This is a genomic window from Mesorhizobium sp. B2-3-6, assembly GCF_006442305.1.
In the GTDB taxonomy this organism is placed as follows: Bacteria; Pseudomonadota; Alphaproteobacteria; order Rhizobiales; family Rhizobiaceae; genus Mesorhizobium.
On record NZ_VFVW01000002.1, the window covers coordinates 449,438 to 473,102 of the forward strand.

A 23,665-nucleotide genomic window follows, 5' to 3' on the forward strand; every position below is an offset into this window, starting at 1 on the left:
GAAATGCTTGCAAGGGAAGACCGGCCGCCGCTCTTTGCGTCGGCGTCCATATTTATCATAGGTGCACTCTTCGTGTCTTCCGTTGCTTGGGCGTCCTTTGCCGAGGTGGATGAAATCGCACGCGGCGACGGCAAGGTCATACCTGCTTCCAAAACGCAGATCATCCAGGCCAGCGAGCCGGGCGTCGTCCAGGAAATTGCCGTCAAGATCGGGCAGGTCGTGAAGAAGAACGACCTCATCATCCGCCTCGACAATACGTTCAACACCTCCAGCCTTGGCGAGCAACAGGCCAAGGCACGGGCATTACAGACCCGCATTGCACGGCTGAAGTTCGAGCAGAGCGGCGATCTGCAAGGCGAATTTCCATGTCCGGCCGAAATCCAGAAGGTCGCCCCGGAAATCTGCGACAACGAGCAGAAGCTGCTCGTCGCCCGCCGCGACAACTTCGAAGTCAAGCTGTCGGTTCTCAAGTCGCGCCTCGATCAGCGCGAGAAGGAATTGGACGAGGCGACCGCCAATTCCGATCGCCTCACGAAGAATCTGGTCGTCAGCGACCAGGAGGCAAAGCTGGTCGAAGCCATGGTCAAGAAAGGCCTGATGGCGCGAACCGAGCAACTCCGGGTCGAACGCGAGCAGACCGAGCTCAATGGGCAGCTGACGCTTGCTGGAGAAACCACCAAGAAAGCCAAATCGGCTATCACCGAGGCCCAGCTTCAGGTCGACGAGCTCGGCCTGCAGCTGCAACAGGAGGCGCTGAGCGACCTCACGCAGGCGCTGGCTGACCTCTCGGTGGTCGATGAAACCATTCGCGGCGCGACCGACAAGGTGGCCCGCACCGACATCCGTTCTCCAGTCGACGGTATCGTCAACACGCTTGACATCAATACGGTTGGCGCCTTCGTGCAGCCCGGCGCGGTGGTCGCCGGCATCGTTCCGACTTCGGAGACCTTGCTGGTCGAAGCGCGGGTTTCGCCCCGCGACGTTGCCTTCATCCGGCCGGACCAGGAGGCGCTGATCAAGGTCACCGCCTATGATTTCTCGATCTTCGGCGGCATCGAAGGCAAGGTCTCGAACATCACCGCCGACAGTCTCGTCGACCAGAAGACAGGCGAGCCCTATTATCAGGTGCGCGTCGCGACCGACAGGTCGACGCTGACGCGGGATGGCAAGACCTATTCCATCATCCCGGGCATGATCTGCTCCGTCGACATCAAGACCGGCCGCAAGACGATCCTGACCTACCTGCTGAAACCCATCAACAAGGCACGAGAGGAGGCGATGAGTGAACGATAGCGCCACGCCTCCCGCTGTTCTCGAGCGGTTGCTCGTGCCGATGGCCACGGAAGACCTCGGCATGGAGTTCCGGGTTGTCGCGCGCCGCGGCATCCGCCGCGGCATCCGCCTGGAGCGGACGTTCTGGACGTCGCTCAGGCAGATGGCGGAAAGCCGCAAATGCACGATCGGCATGCTTGTCGATGAGATCGCCGAGAGCCAGCCTCCGGCCGGCAATCTGACATCGGCGATCAGGGTTGCCTGCATTCGTGGCTTGACGGAAGAAAACCTGACGTTGAAGAGGCTTGCGTCGATCAGGACGATCACCGCGATACTGGTCGCCTGCCCCTCGCCCGCCTTCGCCCTTTCATCGTCGAAAAAGATCCTGACCTTCAACGCTCCGTTCCAACAATTGGTAAAGCGCCAATTGCCGACGGCGCCGAGCGATGACGGGCGTCAGGATCTCAGGCTGGCGCTCGATCTCAACGTGGCGGACATCTTCGCGCGGCTGGATGCCAATGGCGAGATTCCGGTCGCCAGCGGGTTCGTCATCGGCGCCGGCGAACGCCGATATCGTGGCCAATTGAATGCCGTGCGAGCACCGCTGGTCGGGCAGGACCTGCTGATGGCATTCGTCAGCGGCTAGCAGCAGTTCCAGGAAAAGTGCGAAACGCTTCCCGGGAAAAGCGTGTAGCGCTTTCCCTTGGGAATTGCGCAAAACAAAGAGATAGAGCGGTTCGGCGTTTTCCATAAAAGCCGGCGAACCGCGGTTGCTCACCGACGGGCAAGCGCTCCAGAAGCCGTGTCGGGCTGCAATCCCTCGCCGGGCGCGACGCCTGCAAAACCGCCCTTGATCTCCGCGACCTGCGCGCTGCCCGATCTCGAACCATGGATCCAGGCTCGGTCCGTGCTGAAGGAATAAAGCGGCACATAATCGGGGAGATCGCTGTCGCGCAGCACGGTGTTGTTGAGGCTGTCGAGAATGAACACGCCACTTGCCGTGCTTACCGACAGGACCGCATGGAAGAATCCCCGCCTACGATCCTGGAGAACAACCAACGCCATGCTTTGCGCGGGGATGCCGGCCCTCAGCAGCGCCGTCATCTTCAGTATGACGAAATCCTCGCAGTCGCCGGCGCGCTTATCGAGCACCTCGGTGGGCTTTGCCCAGTAATCGAGCTTGCCATAGATGACGCTGTCCTTCCTGTAGGCGATCAGGTGATTGATGCCGCTGTTGACGAATGACAGTTTCTCGCTGAACCCTTTGCCCTGTGCCGACGAGATCAGCCTGGCAAAAGCCGCACTCTTCTGCTCGCAGGCACTGCCCGCCGAGCAGCCGACAATTGCCTGGTAGACCGGTGCCCACCGCGCGGCGACGGGAAAGTTATGCATGGACAACGCGACCGAGCCGAACACGCCGGGGATAATCGTTGCCGTCTTGATGGGATCAATTCCGACATTCGCAGGCGCCGGCGCAACGCCCGCTTGGGCATCGTCGATCGTGTAACTCATGGAAACCAGGTCGGGCTGGTATCCTACCGCCGGTCGCCAAGGCTGGAATCTTTCCAGGGAAACGCCGCCCAGGCTGGGCGGCATCCGCACGTCTTCAACAAGCCCGCCGACCGAAGCGGTGCCCTCTAAATGGACGCTCGCGAGCGATGGCTGCGGCAGGCCTGCGAGGCTGATCGTCAGCAAGAGTAGCTTGAGGCCGGCTGTTCCCGGCGCGGTTTTTTCTTTTTTCATAACGCCCACCTTTTGACTGTGGACGGTACCGATCTTGTCTCAAATTATTGGCAATGAAGGTAGATAATGGCGACGAAACTTGTTTCCGCTATTTTTCGTAAAATTTTATTTGAATTTATACTTCTATTTAGCATACAACAGGGGGCGAGGCCTCATCCGCACCGGCACATATCGACTTATATAACAGAATATATGCTCCCAGTTTACCACGCGTAAAAAATGCCATTGTAGGCATATAATGGTATATAAAGTAGATTGACGGACGGTTGCAAAGTAATGGTTGCCGCTGTCTCTTTCGGGGAAATGCCGGAGGGGTACAAGCAATGACCATCAATAACGAATTGGACGCCGTTTCGGGTTCGTGGGACGAGCATTCCATGGCCAGTGAACGTCACGACCAGACCTCGCCGGCAGAGTTCCAGGTCGCACAGGCGGCTTCGACGCAACAGGCCGCGCCGGCAGCGGCCGAACCAGTGCCGGTCGATGTGGGCAGTGGCGCGCCGGCGGAAGCACCCGCGGAGGCGAAGGCCCAGGCGGCAGCCGCGCCGCACGAATACGTCGCCGACGCCGGCAACGTCGTGAAGCTTCCGGCGAACGTCTCGATCGACAACATCAAGGTCGACGGCCACAATCTCGTGCTCGAACAGGCCGACGGCTCGGTTATCGTGATCAAGGACGGCGCGCTCAACGTGCCGACCTTCGTCCTTGGCGATGTTGAGGTACCGCGCGTCGCCTTGATCGCCGCGCTCGAGGCGAGCCATGTGGATGTCGCCTTCGGCGCCGATGGTTCGATGTCGGCTGGCCCTGGAGGTTCGACCTCGAGCGCCGGTGGAAATTTTGAAATTCCTCCTGGCGGCATCGGCGATGGATTTGATCTTTCGGCGCTCTTGCCGCCGACCGATCTGCAGTTCGGGCAGGCCGAGAGGCGGGAACTGTTCCTTCCCAATGCGAACCCGGAATTTGGCGATCTCACCGTCCGCGTGTCGGAAGAAGGGCTTTCCGGCGCAAACCCGGACGGCGATCCCGGCTCACCCTTCGACGAATCGAATCTTTCGGTGATCAACGGCAGCTTCGGCGCTACGGATCCCAATGGCGATCCGCTGACCTACGGCCTCGGAGTGCCTGCCACGACGCTTACCTCGCACGGCACCGACGTCGTGTGGGAACTGGTCGATTCGACGCATCTCGTCGGCAGGGTCGGATCGGACGTTGTGATCAGCGTCACCATCACGGATGCGAGCACGGGAACCTTCCAGATCGCCCTGCTCGGTCCCCTCGACCACCCGCTGGCCGGCTTCGAGGATGACCTCTCCATCGTCGTCCCGGTTACCGTGCAGGACCCGTTCGGCGGCTCGGCAACGGCCAACATGACCGTGATCGTCGAGGACGACAGCCCTGCCCTGACGGTGGGCAACACGGCAGCCAGTTCCGCGGTGCTCGATGAAAGCAACGCCGGTTCGCCGGCTGGCTTTCCGATCGATGTGACGAGCGCCAACCCGATTATTTCCGTTGCATCCAATTTCGGTGCCGACGGCGCCGCCGCCGGCGGCGGCATCGCCTATGCGCTGGGCCTGACCGGCAATGTCGCATCGCTCGATTCGGGCCTGAAGACGGCCATTGGCGATTTTGCGATCACGCTGCTGCAGACCAATGCGACGACGGTCACCGGCACTTATCAGAACGGCGGCACCCACACCGCCTTTACCATCGTCATCAACGGCAATGGCACGCTTACGGTCACCCAATACGCTCCGCTGGAGCACACTGTCGATGGATCGAGCGCTGCTGCCCATGACGACGTGCTGACCCTCTCGGGCAAGATCACAGCCTCGGTGACCGTCACCGACTTCGATGGCGACAGCGCATTCGGCGGTGCCCAGATCGGCGGCGCGATCCAGTTCCACGACGATGGACCTTTGGTGACAGTCGTCGCCGACGCCGGCGCCGTGGTCTCACTCGACGAAACGCAGGCCTTGAGCATGGCGGCTGCGATCAACACAGGAACCATCGTCAAGGGCGATGATCCCGATATCGGCGGTACCGGGGCGATCACCTCCGGCACCAGCAACGGCGCCCTGGTCAATGTGACGGCGCTGTTCGGCGGCGACGGCCCGGCGGCAAGCACCGCCACCGTATATCAGCTGAGCGTCACGAACGCCGTTTCCGGCCTGACCGTCACCGACGGCTCAACGATCACCTTGCAGACGCTTGCGAACGGAGTGGTTGTCGGAGTCGTGCAGGGCGGCGCGTTCAAGGGCGAGGCCGCGTTCGCGCTGTCGATCGATCCGGCCACCGGCAAGGTGACCGTCGAGCAATATCTGTCGCTCCACCATTCCGACACCGGTAATCCCGACGACACGGTTGCACTCACCGCCGGCTCGCTGGCCGTGAAGGTCACGGTCACGGATAGCGATGGCGACTCCGCCAGCGCCAGCGCCGACGTGTCGGGCCAGATCAGTTTCGACGATGACGGGCCGAAGGTAACGGCTGTCGCCGCCAGCGGCGTTACGGTAGCGCTTGACGAGACGGCGACCGCGAGCACCCCGGCTGGGATCGACGCTGGTACGGTCACCAAGGGCGAGGATCCCGATGTCGGCGGCACCGGCGCGATCGCGCACGGCACCAGCGACAGTGCCTTCGTCAACATCACGGCGCTGTTCGGCGCCGACGGTCCGGCCGTTTCGGGCAGCACCGTCTATGCGCTAAGCGTCACCAATGCGGTCTCCGGCCTTGCCGTCACCGACGGCTCGCTGATCACCTTGCAGACGCTGGCCAACGGCGTCGTGGTCGGCGTCGTGCAGGGCGGAACATTCAATGGCGATGCGGCGTTCGCGCTGTCGATCGATCCGGCCACCGGCAAGGTGACCGTCGAGCAATATCTGTCGCTTCATCATTCGAACGCCTCCAATCCGGACGACACGGTGGTGCTGGGCTCGCATTCGGTCGCGGTGAGCGTGACCGTCACCGATGGCGACGGCGACACCGCCAGCGCCAGCGCCGATGTCTCGGGCCAGATCAGCTTCGACGACGATGGTCCGAGCCTGACCATCTCGCAGCCGAACGGTGCCTTGAACGGCCTGTTCCTGGACGGCTTCGTCCCCAATGGCGACGCCTGGGGTGCGGGCAGCGGCACCACGACCGGTCCCGCCGGCGCCTGGACCGTCACGGCCTCGCCTTACGAGGGCGCCAGCAGCATCGAATTGCAGAAGGTCGGTGACGGCTATCGCGGTGCAGACAGCCCGACCAACAGCGTTATGGTCGACCTCGAGGCCAGCCCCGGCAACATCCAGATCTCGCAGACGCTGCATGGCCTCAGCGCCGGCGAATACCGCATCTCCTTCGAGATCGGCGCCGCCAACGACACCAGCCTCCTACACAGCGCCAAGCTCGAAGTGCTGTGGAACGGCGTCTCGGTCGGAACCTACAATCCCACGTCGGGCGTCATGCAGACCATCGCCATCGACGTCACGGCGACGGCCGGCGACAACTCACTGACGTTCCGTGAAATCGGCGAAGCAGGCGACAACACCGGCACCTTCCTTGCCAACATCAAGGTCGGCGACATCATCGTTATCGACGAGACCGCAGGTGTCGATGCCGATTCCGACGACACCACCGATCCTGCCGTGGCGGCCCTGTTTGCCGGCGTCAATGCCGGGACCGATCCCGACATGCCGCTGCACCAATATGCGCAAGGCAGCGGCGGCGTCGTGAACGCCACGGCGCTGTTCGGCGCCGACGGACCGGCAGCGAAAGCTTCGCTCGTCTATGCGCTCACCCTTGCCAGCAATACGGGCGTGGATTCCGGCCTGAAGACCACCGATGGCCACGCAATCTCGCTGTTCAACGACGGCAACGGCCACATCATCGGCGTCTATGACGCCAACAACAACGGCGTTACCGCCACCGACAAGGTCGCCTTCGCGCTGCATGTCGATGCCGCCACCGGCCAGGTCGCGGTTGCGCAATACGTCTCGCTCCAGCATCCCGACACCAGCAGCAACGACGAGGGCATCGCGCTCGGCGCCGGTTCGGTCTCGGTCACCGTGACGGCGACCGATGGCGACGGCGACCACGTCACACAAAGCGCCGACATCTCCCAGACCATCGTCTTCGAGGATGATGGGCCGAAGGTCCTGAGCGGCCATGCCGCGCCGGTGACGATCGACGAGGACGACATTGCCAGCCTGCTGTCGCACGGAACCTCGCCCTATGACGGGTCCGGCGACGGTTCGGGCACGGAGTTCCCACTGGGTGCGGCGATCGCATCCGGCTCGCTGAACGGGCTTGTCGACTTCGGCGCCGACGGCCCGGCCGCCGGCGGCGGTTTCGGCTTCACCGGCACGGCGGCCGCAGACCTGACGGCCATCGGGCTGTCGTCGAAGGGCGTCGAGCTGAGCTGGGCGATCCAGGGCAACACGCTGGTCGGCTTTGTCGACAGCAACCATAACGGCGCTTACAACGGGCTTAGCGACCGCACCGTGATGACGGTGACGCTGAACGCCTCGAGCGGCGCCTTCGTGGTGCGCCAGTTCGACCAGCTCGACCATGTCGCACCGGCGGCCGGAACATCGGACCAGAACACCACGCTGCAGACGCATCTGGGCGGCGGCAGCGTGGCCGGCATCGACCTCGGCTCGGTGTTCCAGGCCAAGGACGGCGACGGCGATACGGTCACGCTGACCGGCAAGGCGACGGTCACCGTGGTCGACGACGTGCCGCAGGTGTTCATCACCGCGACCGGCGTGTCGGTCGTGCATGACGAGACGGCGGGCAACCAGAACGACGACACCAGCAGCGCCTCGGTCGCGCACCAGTTCGATTCGCTTGGACTGGGCACGGCAAGCCTGGGCTATGCGCATGGCAACCTGCCGGTGGTGCTGTTCGGCTCGCTGCCCGGCACGGACGAGCCGCGCGCGGCCGTGCTCAGCCTTTCGGTTGCAGAGCCGGGCACCGATTCGGGCCTGAAGACGACCGACGGGCACGAGATCTCGCTGTTCAAGGAAGGCAATCTGATCGTCGGCCGCGTCGACAACGCGAACGGTACGGCCAATCCCGGCGGCGCCATTGCCTTCGCAGTCTCGGTCGACCAGACCGGCCATATCTCGACGGCACAATATCTGTCGCTGCAGCATCCGCTGGCCGGCAACGGTTCGGGCGGCTCCTATGACGAGCCGGTCAACCTGTCGGGCAAGATCAATGCGGTGGTCACCGTCACCGACTTCGACGGCGACACAGTCAGCCAGTCGCTCGCCATCGGCGCCAAGATCGTCTTCGACGACGACGGGCCGAAGGTCCTGAGCGGCCATGCCGCGCCGGTGACGATCGACGAGGACGACATTGCCAGCCTGCTGTCGCAGGGAACCTCGCCCTATGACGGGTCCGGCGACGGTTCGGGCACGGAGTTCCCACTGGGTGCGGCGATCGCATCCGGCTCGCTGAACGGGCTTGTCGACTTCGGCGCCGACGGCCCGGCCGCCGGCGGCGGTTTCGGCTTCACCGGCACGGCGGCCGCAGACCTGACGGCCATCGGGCTGTCGTCGAAGGGCGTCGAGCTGAGCTGGGCGATCCAGGGCAACACGCTGGTCGGCTTTGTCGACAGCAACCATAACGGCGCTTACAACGGGCTTAGCGACCGCACCGTGATGACGGTGACGCTGAACGCCTCGAGCGGCGCCTTCGTGGTGCGCCAGTTCGACCAGCTCGACCATGTCGCACCGGCGGCCGGAACATCGGACCAGAACACCACGCTGCAGACGCATCTGGGCGGCGGCAGCGTGGCCGGCATCGACCTCGGCTCGGTGTTCCAGGCCAAGGACGGCGACGGCGATACGGTCACGCTGACCGGCAAGGCGACGGTCACCGTGGTCGACGACGTGCCGCAGGTGTTCATCACCGCGACCGGCGTGTCGGTCGTGCATGACGAGACGGCGGGCAACCAGAACGACGACACCAGCAGCGCCTCGGTCGCGCACCAGTTCGATTCGCTTGGACTGGGCACGGCAAGCCTGGGCTATGCGCATGGCAACCTGCCGGTGGTGCTGTTCGGCTCGCTGCCCGGCACGGACGAGCCGCGCGCGGCCGTGCTCAGCCTTTCGGTTGCAGAGCCGGGCACCGATTCGGGCCTGAAGACGACCGACGGGCACGAGATCTCGCTGTTCAAGGAAGGCAATCTGATCGTCGGCCGCGTCGACAACGCGAACGGTACGGCCAATCCCGGCGGCGCCATTGCCTTCGCAGTCTCGGTCGACCAGACTGGCCATATCTCGACGGCACAATATCTGTCGCTGCAGCATCCGCTGGCCGGCAACGGTTCGGCCGGCTCTTATGACGAGCCGGTCAACCTGTCGAACAAGATCAATGCGGTGGTCACGATCACCGACTTCGACGGCGACACAGTCAGCCAGTCGCTCGCCATCGGCGCCAAGATCAGTTTCGACGACGACGGGCCGAAGGTGGCGGCTGTCGCCGCCACCGGCGTTACGGTAGCGCTTGACGAGACGGCGACCACGAGCACCCCGGCTGGGATCGACACTGGTACGGTCACCAAGGGCGAGGATCCCGATGTCGGCGGCACCGGCGCGATCGCGCACGGCACCAGCGACAGTGCCTTCGTCAACATCACGGCGCTGTTCGGCGCCGACGGTCCGGCCGTTTCGGGCAGCACCGTCTATGCGCTAAGCGTCACCAATGCGGTCTCCGGCCTTGCCGTCACCGACGGCTCGCTGATCACCTTGCAGACGCTGGCCAATGGCGTCGTGGTCGGCGTCGTGCAGGGCGGAACATTCAATGGCGATGCGGCGTTTGCGCTGTCGATCGATCCGGCCACCGGCAAGGTGACCGTCGAGCAATATCTGTCGCTTCATCATTCGAACGCCTCCAATCCGGACGACACGGTGGTGCTGGGCCTGCATTCGGTCGCAGTGAGCGTGACCGTCACCGATGGCGACGGCGACACCGCCAGCGCCAGCGCCGATGTCTCGGGCCAGATCAGCTTCGACGACGATGGTCCGAGCCTGACCATCTCGCAGCCGAACGGTGCCTTGAACGGCCTGTTCCTGGACGGCTTCGTCCCCAATGGCGACGCCTGGGGTGCGGGCAGCGGCACGAACACCACGGGCACGGCCGGCGCCTGGACCGTCACGGCCTCGCCTTACGAGGGCGCCAGCAGCATCGAATTGCAGAAGGTCGGTGACGGCTATCGCGGTGCAGACAGCCCGACCAACAGCGTTATGGTCGACCTCGAGGCCAGCCCCGGCAACATCCAGATCTCGCAGACGCTGCATGGCCTCAGCGCCGGCGAATACCGCATCTCCTTCGAGATCGGCGCCGCCAACGACACCAGCCTCCTACACAGCGCCAAGCTCGAAGTGCTGTGGAACGGCGTCTCGGTCGGAACCTACGATCCCACGTCGGGCGTCATGCAGACCATCGCCATCGACGTCACGGCGACGGCCGGCGACAACTCACTGACGTTCCGTGAAATCGGCGAACAGGGCGACAACACCGGCACCTTCCTTGCCAACATCAAGGTCGGCGACATCATCGTTATCGACGAGACCGCAGGTGTCGATGCCGATTCCGACGACACCACCGATCCTGCCGTGGCGGCCCTGTTTGCCGGCGTCAATGCCGGGACCGATCCCGACATGCCGCTGCACCAATACGCGCAAGGCAGCGGCGGCGTCGTGAACGCCACGGCGCTGTTCGGCGCCGACGGACCGGCAGCGAAAGCTTCGCTCGTCTATGCGCTCACCCTTGCCAGCAATACGGGCGTGGATTCCGGCCTGAAGACCACGGACGGGCTTGCAATCTCCCTGTTCAACGACGGCCACGGCCACATCATCGGCGTCTATGATGCCAACAACAACGGCATCACCGCCACCGACAAGGTCGCCTTCGCCCTGCATGTCGATGCCGCCACCGGCCAGGTCGCGGTTGCGCAATACGTCTCGCTCCAGCATCCCGACACCCACAGCAACGACGAGGGCATCGCGCTCGGCGCCGGCTCGGTCTCGGTCACCGTGACGGCGACCGATGGCGACGGCGACCACGTCACACAGAGCGCCGACATCTCACAGACCATCATTTTCGAGGACGACGGGCCGAAGGCGGTCGGAACCGCCTCGATCACGGCGAATGTCGATGAAGATGGGCTTGCCGGGCACAACCCAGATGCCGGCAGGCCGGGTGAGACGGGAGCGATCGGCCTTTCCGCGACCGTCACGGGCGCTGCCGGCGCGCTGACCGCGCTCGTCGACTTCGGCGCCGACGGCCCGGGCGCCCAGGCGTTTCATCTTGCCTCGACGGCGGTGCCGGCGGATTCCGGCCTTACGTCGCAGGGCGCGCATGTGCTCATCGTATCCGATGGGAGCACCTTGCATGGTTATGCCGAGGCAGGAAACGGCGCCGGCTTCTCGGCCGGCGACCGCGAGATCTTCCAGCTGACCGTGGGGGCCAACGGCTCCTACGTCTTCACGCTCATGGATCAGATCGATCATCCGGCGCTGGACGGCCAGGCCGGAGACAATGGTGAAAACCAGCTGACGAGCCCGATCGATCTTTCCTCTTATATCGTCGCGACCGACGGTGACGGCGACTCCATCTCCCTTGGCGCCGGGACCTTCCTGATCCAGGTCCTCGACGACATTCCGGTGCAGACCAGCGCCACCGTCTCCGGCAATGTCGGCGAGGACGCGCTTTTGCTGGCGAACTCGAATGGTCATTCCGTCGGCAATCCCGACGGAGATGGCCTCGGCACGGTCGCGACCGGTTCGCTGAGTTCGCTGGTCTTCGCCGGGGCGGACGAACCCGGTTCCTTCTCGCTGATCCAGAACCCCGCTGGCTTGCCGGCGGCGACATCGAAGGGCGAGGCGATCGTCTACCACGTCGACGGCACGGTGCTGACCGGCTATGTCGAGAGCGGAACACCCGGCCTCGATGCGGGCGACCGCAAAGTCTTCACCCTCGATGTCCAGCCGAACGGCACCTACACCTTCACCTTGCTGGACCAGATCGACCACCTGCCGAACTCCCCCACCAACGATGACAACCAGAAGCTGGTGCTCGACTTCACACATGCGCTCCAGTTCACCGACGCCGACGGCGACACGATCGCGATCACCGGCGAGACGACGACCACCACAGCCACGACAGGCCTGAGTCTGCATTCCGGCCATTACGGCACCTATACCGTGGGCGGCGTTACGTTCGACGGACTAACGTTCAATGGAGCCTTGGCTCACGATTTCAACAATGGCGCCGGAAGCGATTCCTTCAACGTTTCGGGTCAGGGCGTCGGCATCGGCGACAATCATATCCATGACAATGAGGGCTTCATCTTCTCGCGGCCCGGCACCGACGCGGTGAGCTTCACCATCAACGGCAACGGTTCGGGCACAATTTCCTGGGAAGCCTACAATGGCGCCGGCGTGCCGGTTTCCGGCAGCTCCGGTTTCCAGATAGGAACGATGACTGTGCCGGCCAACGGCTCAGTCGTCACGATCGACCCGGCGGGCACGTTCGACCATCTGGTGATCCGCTTCGATCTCGACAGCGGCGACAAGATCCGCGCCGAAAATTTCCTCTATACGTCGACCACCACCACCAGCGGCGGCGTCTTCACCATTGGCATCGAGGACGACATTCCGGTAGCGCTGAACGGCAGCGCCAATCTTCCGACCGTCTACGAAGACAAGCTGACCGGCCTGTCGAGCGGAAATTCGGAAGGCGGCAGCCAGCCAACCTCGGTTACGTTTGGGGCATCGGCCTTCGTCCCACTGCTTTCGATCGGCGCTGATGACGACGCGACTTTCTCCTTCAACGTCGAAAAGAATGGAACTCAGGCGGGCGTGTCGTCGGGGGGATCGGCGGTTCATTTCGTTGTGGGTGTCGATGCCGTCGATGGCGTCGCGGCGGACGGTCGCACCGTATTCACGATTGCGGACAACAACAACGGCACCTTTACGCTGACGCTGCTCGATCACCTCGACCATAGCCTCAATTCCGGCGACAGCGGGACGATGGCGATCGACATCGGCTCGCTCTTCAAGGCGACCGACTTCGACGGCGACAGCGTCAACCTGGCCGGCACGTTGAACATTGTGGTCGAAAATGACAGGCCAGTGATCGCTGCGGCGGAGGCCACCGTGGCGGAAAGCACCGCAGCGGGTTCCACAAACGCATTCAACGCGGCCTCCGCGACCGGCTCGCTGGGAATCTCGTGGGGAGCCGACGACGCCAATCCCAACAGCGGCATTCACGACCGCTCGGTTACCTTCAATCCGGCGTTGGCCGGCGTCCAGGCTGGCCTGACGTCCAATGGCGATGCCATCACCTACACTCTGTCCAGCAACGACACCGTGCTGACGGCGACCGCCACGCACAACTCGGTCATCCGCACCATCTTCACCGTGTCGATCAACGATCAGACTAACGGCAACTATTCGTTCAACCTGCAAGACAATATCGACCATCCGGCTGGAGCCGACCACAACGACAAGGCCCTGTCCTTCGACTTCACCGCGACGGATTCGGATGGCGACAGCACGTCGTCCACCTTCACCGTGCATGTCATCGACGACATTCCGGTCGTCACCAGCCCCGCGGGTACGGGCAATGTGTCGGAGAGCCTGCTGCCCCTGGTACAGCCGACATCCGGCGATCTCAACATCGACTGGAATGCGGACGACAAGGGATCGAGCCACCTCGAATTCGCGCGCGGTCCCGGCAACACTCTCATGGCGCCCGAAGAGCTGACCTCGGGCGGCGTTTCGCTGGAGTACACAGTCCGTCTTGCCGCCAACGGCGTCGATGAGGAACTCGTCGCCTTCAAGCAAGGCGACACCGTATCCAATCCCGTCTTCATGGTGACCCTGAACGGCGTGGGCACCCCGACCTTTGTCTTCACCCTCTGGCAGCCGCTTGACCACGACCACACCGGCGGCAGCGACGCCTCGCTGCCGCTCGGCTTCACCATCAAGGCCGTCGACGGCGACGGCGACTCCGTCACCCAGAGCTTTACGGTCAATGTCGCGGACGACGTGCCGGCGGCAGCGATGAATGCACAGGTCCAGCTCGATGACGACGCGCTGGGCGGCAATCCCGATGGCACCGGCGATGTCGATCCCGACACCGCCCACACATCCGGTACGCTCGGTCACACCTACGGCGCCGACGGCGCCGGTACGACGCTGCTCACCGGCGCAACGCTGCCGGTTGCGGGCGGGTTCTCGGTGACCTCGAACTCGGGAACCGACCTGATCATCAGCCAGATGCAGAACAACGTCGTCGTCGATGTGCTGAAGGTGCATCTGGCCGACACCACATCCGGCGCCTACACGGTCACGCAGCTTCATGCGATCGAGCACCCTGCCGGCGACGACGAGAACAATCTGCAGTTCGGGGTCAACTACACCGTCACGGACGGCGACCACGACACGGCCACCGGCACGCTGTCGATCGATGTCGACGACGACACGCCGACGGCGAGTGTGAGTGCCTCGCAAAACGTCGCCGAGGGCACAACGGTCACCGGCGTGCTGGACTTCGTCGCCGGCGCCGATGGTGCCACGGTGACGCAGATCAACGGCAAGACCCTGGTGTTCGGCGCCGATGGCTACTCGCAGCCAATCGCCTTCGAGCACGGCACGATGGCGGTCATGGCGAATGGCAGCTACACATTCACCGCGCAAGGCGACGACGTCTATCTTACCGGAGGCACCGCAACCGGCACCTTCACCGTAAAGGATGGCGACGGCGACACGTCGACCGCCAACTTCGGCTTTGCGATAAACGACACCACCAACGACACGACGGTCAACCTTAGCGCCTCGACGGTGTCGGAAGGAGCGGTGGCCAACTACCTCTTCACGGCAACACTGTCGAACGCCTCCCAGGGCGTGACCACGATCACAACCGACCAGGGCGACATCACGATCGCGAACGGCCAGACCACCGGCACGCTGACGATTGCCTCGGGCAATGACGAGGACGTCTATCTCGACGCGTCGAGCCGGACCGCGACCATCATCAACACCAGCGGTGGCAATTTCGAGCATCTCGTGGTCGGCGCCGCAACGGCGACGGCGCAGGTCACCGACACCACAAACACGGTGACGGCGACGCTCACGTCCTCAACAATCCCGGTCTCGGAAAATGGCGGCTCGATCCTCTACACGGTGACGCTGACCGGCACTCCTGGTTCGGTCGCACCGACCGCGCCACTGACCTTCACGCTGGCCAATGGCGAGACGGTGACGATCGCCGCCGGTGCGACGTCCGGATCCGTAACCCACACCTACACGGATGCCGAGATCACCAACCAGGCGAATATTTCCAATTCGATTGCGTCGGTGCAGTCGGGGGGCAGCGAATATGAGCATCTGGTCACGGCGGGCTCGACCACCGTTGACGTCAACTACTTGACAACGCTCACTGGTCTGACGCTGCAAGCTTCCGGCGGCGACACATTCGTGGACGAAAAAGGCCTGGATATCCGTAGCGGCGAACCTGCGGGATCTGGCGAAAACGACAACAATCCGGCTACCAATGTCGATCCGTCGGAAAGCAACACCGGCGCCTTCGGTTTCACATCGCCCGACGGCCTGGTCACGCTGACGATCGGGACCACAGCGCTGACCTTGGCGGAGTTACAGGCCGCCTCGCCCGGAGCGCCGGTGACCATCTTGGGCGGCCCGGCCTACGGATTGCTCCAGGTGACAAGCTTTGTCGGAGACGCGACCGGCGGCACGGTGACCTACAAGTTCACCTTGCTCGACAATGTCACTCATCCGAATACAACGGCGGATGCGACGCCCGGTGACCGTGGCCTCGAGGATCAGGTGTTTGCGAACTACGGTGTTGTCGTTACAGACACCGACGGCAGCAGCACCACCTCTTCGCTGGACATCGCGATACGCGATGATGGCCCAACGGCCCACAATGACACCGATTCCTTCGGCACTGGCATCATAGGCAGCTCGATCCTCGGCAATGTGACAGACGGCACCGGCACCAACGAAGGTCTGCACGGCACCGGTATCGACACCCTGGGTGCCGACGGCGCCAAGATCAGCGGCGTTACGGGCGCTGGCGGATCGGACACCGATGTGGCTGGCGGCGGCTTCGTCGTCAGCGGCCAGTTCGGCACGCTGGCTCTGCAGGAGAACGGCAGCTACGTCTATACCCGTGTCTCCGGCCTGGCCGGCAGCGACGTGTTCACCTACACGCTGAAGGACGGCGACGGCGACAGCTCGACCGCGACGCTGACCGTCGGGCTCGACAACACCGGTCAGCCGACCGCCACCTCGTCGAGCATCGTCGTCGACGAAGACGATCTTGCCGCGGGCGTCCACAACACCAATAGCACGGGCGACGATACGACTTCGAACCCCGCGGACATATCGTTCGGCAGCTATGGACCGGACGGGCATGGCTCGCTCAGCTTCGACGTTGCCAATGGCGACACCGTCATGGACGGCGCTTTCACAGTGAAGCATGACGGCGTCGCGCTCCACTATTACTACGACACGGCCTCACACACCTTGTACGGCACGACCGACACGTCCGGAGCGACGGCCGCAGCCAACCACGCCGTCTTCAAGATCGAGGTCAACCAGACAGCGGCGACCTATAACTTCACGCTGCTGCAGGAGGTCGATCACCCGCAAGGCGGCGGCGAGAACGACATCAATCTTTCGCTTGGGTACACCATCACCGACTCCAACGGCGACCACGCCAACGGCACGGTCGGCATCAAGATCGACGACGATATGCCGGTGGCGAGGCCGGACACCGTGCAAGTGGACGAAGGCAGCAAGCCGACGCTCAATGCGATCCTCGTGCTCGATCTTTCGCTCAGCATGAACAGCGATCCGGATGGCGCGGGCGGTTTCACTACCCGGCTTGCACTCATGCAGGCAGCGGTCCAGAATTTCCTGAGCAGTTCGACAGTGATCTTCAACCAGATCACAATCTATTCTTTCGGAGTAGGAGCCGAGCTCGTCGGCCAGTACACGATCGGTGAAAGCAACTACATCCAGAGTGCCATCAACACTGTAAACGGGTTCAATTCGAATAGTCTCTCGGCTGGCACGCAATATGACTCCGCCGCCAACCTGATCGACGGCAGAAGCAGTAGTGCCGATCGCTACGCGAATTTGCCGCATCCCACGGCCGACGCCACCAACATCTACTTCCTGAGCGACGGCGACCCGCAATCGGGAGCGAGCCTGGATGCGAACGAGCAGAGCAGCTGGAGTAATTTCCTCGCCAGCAGCCAAGTGAACCAGGTCTTCGCGCTTGGCTTCAGCGATATCGCCAATACAAATTTCCTGGCGCAGATCGCCTCGCGCCCAGGCGATATTGCCGAAGCGGTGACGGATCCGACCGAGCTCTCATCGACGCTGGCGGGTGCGCTGCCATCGTCCGCCTCGGGCAGCATTCTTGCCGATCATGGCCTTGGCGTCGATGCATTTGGCGCTGACGGCGGCCACATCCAGTCGATTGCGATCGACGGTACGACCTATACGTTCAATGGAACGAACGCCATCAGCCTTTCCGGCGCATTACCCGGCGCGCATCTGCTTGCAAACGACGGCAAGTCGATCGAGGTGAGCACGAGCGCCGGCGGCAAGCTGACATTCTATTTCGCCGACGAGGGTATTCATCATGCGGGTGACTACGACTACACCGCACCGGTGAACGTCAATGCGGACAAGATCGAGACATTCCACTATGTGCTGGTGGATGGCGACGGCGACACGGCCGGAGCGGATCTGCAGGTAACGGTTCTGGATATCCCGAACGCCGCACCTGTCATCACCGCACCCAATGGCGGCAGTGATTTCACCGTCAGCGTGCCGGAAAACACGACTGCGGTGACTGACATCAACGCGACCGACGCCAATGGCGACGCGCTGACCTATTCGATCGTAAATACTCCAGGTACTGACTCCAGCAAGTTTACGATCAATCCGACGACAGGCGTTCTGGCCTTTGTCTCCGCGCCGAACTTCGAGGCACCGACCGATGTTGGCACCAACAATTCCTACATCGTCAACGTCCAGGTCTCGGACGGCCATGGCGGCACTGACACGCAGCAGATCACGGTGAATGTGACGAACGTCAACGAAGTGCCGGTCTTTGCAGCCACGAGTTCCGCGCTGACTCTAGTGTCGAATACGGGTTCAGGCGCGGTCACCTTTACCGAGGCCGCTCTGGCGCACTATTTTACTGACGTCGATAGCTCTGCGGTTGGTATCGCCAGCGTCGCCGAGGGGAGCAACCTCGATGATGCCAGCGGAACCGGCCTCGGCGCCGGAAACGTTGGGACGGTGGGCACGATTACGATCGATGACAAGGGTTCGCTCGGCGGAACGTTCTCAACCATCGCCACGGACGGCACGGCCAGTTCGCCCTCGGTCAATATTGCGTTCAGCAACAATTCCACCAGCACAGTCACCTTGAACGCCGCTGGAACTGGGGATTCGATCATCGTCAACTCTCAGACTTCCGCAGCGACGATGACCGGTGGTGCCGGCAATGACTATATCATCGGCAATTCGGGCGCGGACACACTTAACGGTGGTGCCGGTGCGGACACGCTCATCGGAGGGCTGGGTGGCGACCGGCTAACGGGTGGAGCCGGCGCTGACACGTTCGTTATTGCAAGCGGCAATTCGCCGGGGACAACCGGCGGTAACTTGAATTCCGGAACCATATCCGGCTTCGACGTCATTACCGACTTCGATCCCACAACCGACAAGCTTACGCTGGCAGGGACGCCCTTTGCCGCCGCCAACGTGGGGATTCCCACCCATGTCGATGGTGCAAATTCCACCTTGACCATTGGTGATAGCGTGATCAGCCAGCATAGCATTACGAATGGTATCATCACCTTCTACAACGCATCGAACACGGCAGTGACGTTGGGGGCGGCAGCGAATGTCGCCGCAGTTGTCCAATATCTGCACAACAATAATCTGGGTAACGCCGGCGTAGCAGTCGCCTTCACTGCGACCTACGGTAGCATCACTCACACCTTCGTGTATGAGCAGGTTGGAAACACACCGAACTCAACTAATGACATTCTTGTTGATCTGCAAAATGTCCCGGGCGGCATCTCCAATCTGGGGACGCTTATCTCGAACGGCTCAGTCGACCCGATCATCCTCGACCTCAACCACAACGGCTTCGCCTTCTCCGACGTCAGCCATGGTGTCCAGTTCGACATCAACGGCGACGGGCACAAGGATCAGGTCGCCTGGAACACCTCGAATGACGGCATGCTGGCGGTCGATCTCAACCATGACGGCAAGATCGACGACGGCACGGAACTGTTCACGCCGAGCTTCGGCGGCGGCAAGTTCGCCAGCGGGGCGGCGGCACTCGCCTCGCTCGACGGCAATCATGACGGCGTCATCGATCACAATGACGCCGCCTTCGACAGCCTGCTGATCTGGAAGGACGCCAATACCAACGGCGCCAGCGATGCCGGGGAATTGTCGCACCTCGCGGATAACGGTATCGTCTCCATCAGCACGGCGGCCAGCCCGGCCGTGGGCGAAATCGACGGGCAGACCGTGACAGGCAACGGCACGTTCCAGATGGCGGACGGCACCACCGGCAACTATGTCGAGGTCGAACTCGACACCTCGCTCGGTGCCCCCGCACAGCCGACCGTCGCCTCCGACGGCACGAAGACCTTCGCCATCGGCTCTCTCGAGGTGACCGACCTGATCGCCGACTTCCATGACGGGGCCAAGGGCGACCAGATCGATCTTACGGCATTGCTGAAGGGCCTGGCCGGCGTCACCGATCTCGAAGCCGGCGGCTTCGTGGAGATCGCGCAGTCCTCCGCCAATGCGGCGAACGCCGAGGTCAAGGTCGACACCAATGGCGGCGGCGACAACTATCACACGGTGGCGGTGCTGGAGAACTATACGTTCCACAGTGCAGCCGAAGCAGTCAAAATACTCTATGACGACAGCCATGGTACCAAGCAGGACGTGGCCTAAGGGGCGAAAGGAACGGGGTGAGCAACATGAACAGAATCTTGCGGGTGGCTTTCGGGGCCGGTCTGCTGTCGATCTTGTCGACGGGCCTCAATGCCGCCGACATCATCGAAGGACCCACGGGCGATTATTGCGGTGTCGTCGGCACCTCCAACCTGGTGCTGAACGACAACATCGTCGATCTCAGGGATCAGGTGGTGAAGCTGATGGACGAGTCGGTCGCCGTCGCAAACAGCTCGGAGTGGATCAATTCGTCCCGGCCGGTTTTCGTCTGGGCCTCGGAAGCCAAGGTCGCCTGCGGCATGGCTTACGGCTATCTGAAGACGAACTACAAGGACGAGGACACGCTCAACAAATGCGAGTGTTTCCACGATCGCATGGTCGAGTACATGCACTGACCGGATAGGCAACCTGCGCCTGTTGGCCACCATGGCAGCGGACGGATCAACTCCTGAAGGCGATCGCCGCAACGATCGCCCTGGCCGGCACTGGCCAAGTCGTCACGCTGGCTTGCGCCGACCGGCTGGAGCAGCCTCCCATGGCACAACCTCCGTCGTCCGGCTCGGCGCAGCCGATCCCATTGTGACGCAACCGCAGTGTGGTATGCGACAGACATTCAAGGCGTTCGCGAGCTATCAGCCGACCGTGCCGTTGCCGATGGCGACGTTCGGCGTTTCCGCGTTTTCGTCGGACCGCGATACCTTCTCAGGGCAAGCGCGACGGGTCGGGGCGCTGAGGGCCCGGCTCTTCGGCGGCTGAAGAAAAACAGGACGGCACGACCAGTTCGCCGTAACATGCGTCGGAGACCAGACCGGGAATAATAAGCCGGCGGTGAACAGGGTGGGACAATCATGGAAGCTGGCCGACGGGTCCGTGGGCTGAAGATTTGGGCAACCGCCTTCGCGCTCGCCGCGGTATTGTCGGGCTGCCAGTCGAAGGGGGGCGTTACCGAAGCGCTCGATCCGGCGGCGATTGCCGCGCCTGCCGGGCAGGACGGCGCCCCGGCCGCCGGCCCGGCCCAGGCAACCCAGTCGATGGGTGCCGGTTCGACGAAAATTACCATGCTATTGCCATTATCCGCCCCGGGAACGGCGGGGGAAAATGGCCGCAAGATGCTCGATGGCGCCAAGCTCGCGATGACCGATATCGGCAATGGATTGCTTACGCTGACGGTGGAGGACACCAGGGGCGACAACGCACAGGCCGGCAAATTGGCGCTGCAAGCCCTGACGACCGGCACGAAAGTCGTCATCGGGCCGACCGAACTGCCGGCAGCCCAGCATATCGCCACATTGTCGGGATCGAAGCGGCCGCCCGTGCTGGCGCTTGCCGACAATTTCGCGGGCGGCGCCGGTGTTTATGCCGTGCGCCTCAGCGAAGCGGACAGTGCGGCGGCGGGCGCTGCGGGCATCGCCGCAAAAGGCGGAAAAAAATTCGTATTGTTTGTCGCGGGTGGCTCGAATGCCAGCACGGTCGAGAAGCGGGTCGCCAACAGTCTCAGCATCTATGGCGCGACGCTCGCCGTCACCGTTCCATATTCGGCCGGCGACGGCGCCGCCAAGGCGGTCGACGAAATGGCCTCGCTCGTGGACACTCCCGACGCGGTCATCATTGCCAGCGGCGATGCCAGCCCGTCGCCGATACTTGCCGCTCTCAAATCAAAGGGCATTGCGGGCAAGGCGACCTCCGTCGTCGGAACCAGCCGTTGGCTGGAGCATCCCATGGAACCATCGTTCGAGGGAGCCTATATCGCAACGCTCGATCCGGGCGAAACCGGGCCGATCGCCGATCGCTTCAGGACGACATACAATTATCCCGCCGACGTCAACGTAGCCTACGCTTATGATATGGTTGCGCTGACTGCAGGAATTGCCAGCGCGGTCGGACCTGACGGTTTCAGCAAACAGGTGCTCGAAAATCCGAGTGGATTTCGCGGATCGACCGGCCTGTTCCGCTTTCGCGCCGATGGATCCAGCCAAAGATCGATGCCATTCTATCGGATAGAAAAGGGTGCGCTCAAACTGGTTGCCAAATCGACCTCGGGGTTCTGACCGTCCGGTAACGAACGCTGTGCTGGCCCGCCTGGTCATTACGGTCGGAGGCCTCGAACTGCTGTTCGGGATTGCCCTGATCATGCATGCCGAAGCCTTGCTTGCGACCGACAGGCCTGCCCTTGGGACTCGTGTCGAGAATGCCGGGCAACCAGCCCGGTCGCAGACGACTGTTCTCGACGGAAGATGGCGAGAAGCGCGCAGGGTTGCCGAGGGCATTGTCGCGCTGCCGTCGATTGACCTGCCCGAGATCGAGCGGATCGAAGCCCGGCCGCCGCTCGGCGACCTCGGCCTCGCCGTGCCCCCTAAAACGCCCATGCCAGATGACTGGCGCGAAACCCTGCTCTTCCGGCCAATGGCAACGTCATCGGCGACTTTCGAATCCATGGGACGCAAAGTGGCCGTCAGTGGTGTGGCCAGCATAGAACCGGAAGCCACCTGCTCGTTTCACGATGTCGCTTGGTCCTGCGGCCAGCGCGCACGCGCCGCCTTCAACTCCTGGCTGCGTGGGCGCGCGCTGAAGTGCTTCATGCCGACGGAGATCGAACGTTTTGCCATTGCCGCGCCGTGTAGCCTTGGCAAGCAGGATGTCGGCGCCTGGCTTGTGTCCAACGGCTGGGCGATCGCGCTGCCCACCGGCATCTATGGCAAGGCGCAAGCAGTCGCCGAGGACGCGGAGGTGGGAGTTTTCGGCCCGCCGCGATAGGCGAAATCGATTCACGATTCGCACATCGATCAAATTGTATGGTTTGCCGCAACTGAAATTGCGCATGCCGGCGCTATGCTCGCCGATCTGACAGGAGATTGGTAATGGCACAAGCCGAAACGACCGCCACCGAGCCGGTATGGAAGGGTGTCGCGTGGCTCGCCTTCCTGGGGACCGTTGGCAGCCTTGCCCTCTCAGTGGGCCTCAATTACCTGCTGTTGTTCAGCGATGTCTTGACGCCGTTCGGGCGCAGCATGGTCACTGCGGTGCTGCTGCCTCTGATCATCGGTCTGCCGCTTTTCGTATTGATCGGCTTGAAGCAGGCCCAGATCCGCGGCTACCGGCGGGAGCTCAACAGGGCCGAGACCTATGACAGGGTGACAGGCTGCCTGAACGGCCCGGTTTTCACCTCGATGGTCGAGCGGCGCGCGGCCAGGCCGTCAGCGCCAGGGCCGCGCTCGGGCGCCTTCCTGGTGATTCATGCCGAACACCTTCGCTCCATAAATCTTCGCTTCGGCCCAGATTGGGGCGATGAGGCCTTGCGGCTCGTCGCATCGGCCATTCAGTCTTCGGTCCGCAAGGAGGATATGGTAGGTCGCATAGGAACATCGATGTTCGGAGTCTTTCTTCCAGGTACGACCGAAGCGGAGGCCGCGGAAATTGGCGAGCGCATTCGGGCAAGCGTCGCGCGGGTCTATTTCGCGCCCAAGGGGACCGAGGACGTTCTGGCGATCAGCCTGGGAAGCACCGTGTTTGAAACCGAGCTTGGATTCGAGGACATGTTTCGCTCAGCGGAAGCGCAATTATCCGCCCGCGCATCCGCCGAAACGCGCCCTACAGGTCTCCAATAGCCCGGTGTAACGTGACCGAAGCCAATA

Annotated in this window: 8 protein-coding genes; 7 read left to right on the forward strand and 1 reads right to left on the reverse strand. The window is 62.9% G+C overall.

The features are described from left to right. The first annotated feature begins 3 nt into the window (after window positions 1-3). On the forward strand, window positions 4-1,293 hold the full coding sequence (locus FJ953_RS07895) for an HlyD family type I secretion periplasmic adaptor subunit (RefSeq protein WP_140497322.1): 1,290 nt from the start codon (window positions 4-6) through the stop codon (window positions 1,291-1,293). Continuing rightward, a complete protein-coding gene (locus FJ953_RS07900; protein WP_140497316.1) occupies window positions 1,283-1,918 on the forward strand; it encodes a ribbon-helix-helix domain-containing protein in 636 nt (211 codons plus the stop codon). The genes FJ953_RS07895 and FJ953_RS07900 overlap by 11 nt, the downstream gene beginning before the upstream one ends. A 128-nt stretch (window positions 1,919-2,046) precedes the next feature. Here FJ953_RS07900 and FJ953_RS07905 read toward each other — a convergent pair whose 3' ends face one another. Continuing rightward, on the reverse strand, window positions 2,047-3,015 hold the full coding sequence (locus tag FJ953_RS07905) for a transglutaminase-like cysteine peptidase (protein WP_140515173.1): 969 nt from the start codon (window positions 3,013-3,015) through the stop codon (window positions 2,047-2,049). 323 nt (window positions 3,016-3,338) lie between these two features. Between FJ953_RS07905 and FJ953_RS07910 the strand changes: the two genes are divergently transcribed. The 5 genes from FJ953_RS07910 (at window position 3,339) to FJ953_RS07930 (ending at window position 23,638) form a co-directional block, all read left to right on the forward strand. Continuing rightward, window positions 3,339-20,033 (forward strand): DUF5801 repeats-in-toxin domain-containing protein, encoded by a 16,695-nt coding sequence (locus FJ953_RS07910; protein WP_140623832.1) that lies wholly within the window; start codon window positions 3,339-3,341, stop codon window positions 20,031-20,033. A gap of 26 nt (window positions 20,034-20,059) precedes the next feature. Then, window positions 20,060-20,428, forward strand: coding sequence for a hypothetical protein (locus tag FJ953_RS07915; RefSeq protein ID WP_140498145.1), 369 nt, complete (start codon window positions 20,060-20,062; stop codon window positions 20,426-20,428). Window positions 20,429-20,881: 453 nt separating this feature from the next. Further along, entirely contained in the window at window positions 20,882-22,081 is a 1,200-nt protein-coding gene (locus FJ953_RS07920) for an ABC transporter substrate-binding protein (RefSeq protein ID WP_140524688.1), read from the forward strand. 19 nt (window positions 22,082-22,100) lie between these two features. Beyond that, a complete protein-coding gene (locus FJ953_RS07925; protein WP_140623834.1) occupies window positions 22,101-22,787 on the forward strand; it encodes a thermonuclease family protein in 687 nt (228 codons plus the stop codon). A 104-nt stretch (window positions 22,788-22,891) separates the two neighbouring features. Further along, window positions 22,892-23,638: a GGDEF domain-containing protein gene (locus FJ953_RS07930; RefSeq protein WP_140623836.1), complete on the forward strand. Its 747-nt coding sequence runs from the start codon at window positions 22,892-22,894 to the stop codon at window positions 23,636-23,638. The last annotated feature ends 27 nt before the right edge of the window (window positions 23,639-23,665 follow it).

Excerpts from the sequence above, each read along its gene's own strand:
- FJ953_RS07910 (WP_140623832.1), top strand. The coding sequence starts at position 3,339 with ATGACCATCAATAACGAATTGGACGCCGTTTCGGGTTCGTGGGACGAG.
- FJ953_RS07915 (WP_140498145.1), top strand. The coding sequence starts at position 20,060 with ATGAACAGAATCTTGCGGGTGGCTTTCGGGGCCGGTCTGCTGTCGATC.
- FJ953_RS07930 (WP_140623836.1), top strand. The coding sequence starts at position 22,892 with ATGGCACAAGCCGAAACGACCGCCACCGAGCCGGTATGGAAGGGTGTC.
- FJ953_RS07920 (WP_140524688.1), top strand. The coding sequence starts at position 20,882 with ATGGAAGCTGGCCGACGGGTCCGTGGGCTGAAGATTTGGGCAACCGCC.
- FJ953_RS07895 (WP_140497322.1), top strand. The coding sequence starts at position 4 with ATGCTTGCAAGGGAAGACCGGCCGCCGCTCTTTGCGTCGGCGTCCATA.
- FJ953_RS07905 (WP_140515173.1), bottom strand. The coding sequence starts at position 3,015 with ATGAAAAAAGAAAAAACCGCGCCGGGAACAGCCGGCCTCAAGCTACTC.